This is a genomic window from Mucilaginibacter corticis (assembly GCF_007558865.1).
Lineage (GTDB): Bacteria > Bacteroidota > Bacteroidia > Sphingobacteriales > Sphingobacteriaceae > Mucilaginibacter > Mucilaginibacter corticis.
Genome location: NZ_VLPK01000013.1, coordinates 1 through 2,525, shown reverse-complemented (window position 1 = coordinate 2,525; position 2,525 = coordinate 1). Strand labels below are relative to the sequence as shown.

Genomic DNA, 2,525 nt, shown 5'->3' with positions numbered 1-2,525 from the left:
ATCTGCCGGCGCGACCATCGGCAGCTCGAAATCCGCAGGATAAAGCGAAGGCAGGTTCCCCGTTTCCCTGACCACGTTTAAGGACTGATCGAAATTACTCATGTAATACGCGCTGCGAATGATTGCGAGCGGCACCTGCTGCGCCTTCAGGCCCTGCTCCATTTCGTACAACACGCCCAGGTCGCCGATATGGTTACCCGCTTGCGCGCCATAAGTAGAAGCCGCGACGATTTTCTCCAGGCTTGAATTTTTTACGGCAGCGATAATAGCCAACATACTTTTGGTTTCCTGTTCAAGGGTATCAGCATCCGGCGGAGCCGGGGGATTCAGGATAAAGGCACGCTCACGCTGCCCGAAAAAACCGCTTAAAGAACGGGTATCAAAAACGTCGACTTCATCATGGCCGGCTGCAAGTACCCGTTCTCCACGGTCCTCCAGCGCTTTAGCCAGGGCAGTACCGATATGGCCTGTCCCTCCGAGAATAATATACTTATATTTCATCATTTCACTTAACAATTCAGCGGGATGATTGTTAGCTAGAATATGAATAAACCCCGTCACCTCCTTTTTTTCGGCGATAGCTTAACCGCCGGTTATGGTTTAGCAAACCCGGCCACCGAATCATTCCCGGCATTAATTGAAAAACGCATCGCGGAAGCAGGTTTAACCTACGAGGTAAGCAATGCCGGCAAGAGCGGCGATACCTCTGCCGGTGGTTTACAAAGGCTGGATCACTGGCTATCCAAACCGATTGACGTATTTGTTTTGGAACTGGGGATCAATGATGTCATCCGCCGTATCCCGCCTGCAGCAACACTGGCGTACCTGAGCGCGATCATCGTCAAAGTAAAGGAAAAATACCCCGATGCCCGGATCGCGCTCATGGGTATGCAATTGCCTCCGAATTTCCATTCTGCTACTGCTGTTCAATTCAGCAGTGTTTATCAAAAACTGGCGGAAGAATTTGAGCCGGCATTCGTGCCCTTCTTTTTAGAAGGAGTAGCCGGACACAGGGAATTGAATTTGCGCGACGGCCTCCACCCTTCTGCTGCAGGTTACCAGGTTATCGCGAACCATATATGGCCGCTTCTGACAAAGCTTTTAACTTAAAATAACGAGAACCCTTCTTGCAATACTAATAATTTTAGTATAAATTTGTATTATGACCAAAGAATTTATAGCTTTTACAAAAGCAACCATTCACGAATCCTACAATGTAGATGTAGAAATAAAAAACGACGAAGTCATTTTTCCAAAAGGAACCAGCGAATACACGGTACTACAAGTGAATAATTTCTGGAAAGCCATACTGGAAGGTGAGACCAGGCGTTATACGGGCAACGGGTATATCCCGCGATAGTCATTTAGAACGTTTACCGATGAACAATAGCAATGACCCCAATAAAAAAATCGTAAGGTGCCCTACCTGCACCACCATTTCCCATCATAAAATTCCGAAGGGCGAGTGGTTCGATTTTTTTTTATTTTGGCTGCCGGTAGAACGCTACAGGTGTTACAGCTGCTTCAATAAATTTTATACAAAAACCCGTTAATGGAAGGATCAGCGCATCTCCAGCCCTGGGCGGGCTTTTTTCCGAATGATGCATTTTCAGATCCGGGTTTCCTTCATTTGACAGCGACTGTATCGGAAACTTTTATAGCCAATTCAGACAATTTCCAGGAGGCATTCGGGCATAACGAGCTTATTCATTTTTATGTTCATGCCGATTACCTGCACTACTGTATTTTTCCGGTTTTGCCTGTTAATGCCGATGACAGCGTTGAAGATATGGAGCTGATCGTATTAAAAAATTCAGATCAGGCAAAACGGGATTTTAAAGCCCTACAGCTCTGTTTAGATTCGGACAATCCCCATAAAACGATAGTTTGCAAGGCGTTGGCGCACCGCTTTTTGACAGATATGCTCGGAATGCTTTCGGCGGCGCAATTGGCCTGCTTGCTTCCGGCAGACTGGTTGCCGGGTAAAGCTTCAATAAGCTATTACCTGGAAGCCAATTACACCCGTAAAATGACGGTCGAACAACTGGGCGCTGCCATGGGGCAGAGCTTGAGTACTTTCAAAAGAAATTTCGCCGGGCTTTATGAGACGACGCCGATGGAATGGCTGATCCGGCGCCGGCTAGAATACGCTTACTTCCTGGTTCGTTATTCCGATTATTCTATTGCTGCTTTCACGGTGCTCTGCGGATTCGGTGGCATGTCCCATTTTGCTAAATCTTATAAAGCAGAATTCGGTTACCCGCCTTTGAAATCAAAAGTCCAGCTGGAATCCCAGGCCGCAACTATTAAATCAAAGCGAGCCTGATAAAGTATTAAAAGCATAGCAGATTTAAAGCAAGGGTGAAAACAAGCGGCAAACCTTTTCGGGCAATTGCCTGAAGAGGGTTCGCTTAGCCCATTGGCTGGGATTGATCTTAATAGAGTGCTTGAGGTCTTCTTCGAATGCTTTTTTTAAGTGCCTCGCTAATGTAGTATCATAGATCATCGCGTTCACCTCGAAGTTA

Annotated in this window: 4 protein-coding genes; 3 read left to right on the top strand and 1 reads right to left on the bottom strand. The window is 46.6% G+C overall.

The window, feature by feature from the left end:
* Nucleotides 1–504, bottom strand: a 504-nt coding sequence (locus FO440_RS24240; RefSeq protein WP_144250911.1) for an SDR family oxidoreductase, incomplete at its 3' end; no start/stop codon positions are given.
* Between the two features lie 39 nt (nucleotides 505–543).
* Here FO440_RS24240 and FO440_RS24235 point away from each other — a divergent pair.
* The 3 genes from FO440_RS24235 (at nucleotide 544) to FO440_RS24225 (ending at nucleotide 2,326) form a co-directional block, all read left to right on the top strand.
* A complete protein-coding gene (locus tag FO440_RS24235; RefSeq protein ID WP_144250910.1) occupies nucleotides 544–1,110 on the top strand; it encodes an arylesterase in 567 nt (188 codons plus the stop codon).
* 52 nt (nucleotides 1,111–1,162) lie between these two features.
* Nucleotides 1,163–1,360 (top strand): hypothetical protein, encoded by a 198-nt coding sequence (locus FO440_RS24230; RefSeq protein ID WP_144250900.1) that lies wholly within the window; start codon nucleotides 1,163–1,165, stop codon nucleotides 1,358–1,360.
* Nucleotides 1,361–1,552: 192 nt separating this feature from the next.
* Nucleotides 1,553–2,326 (top strand): AraC family transcriptional regulator, encoded by a 774-nt coding sequence (locus FO440_RS24225; RefSeq protein ID WP_144250909.1) that lies wholly within the window; start codon nucleotides 1,553–1,555, stop codon nucleotides 2,324–2,326.
* The last annotated feature ends 199 nt before the right edge of the window (nucleotides 2,327–2,525 follow it).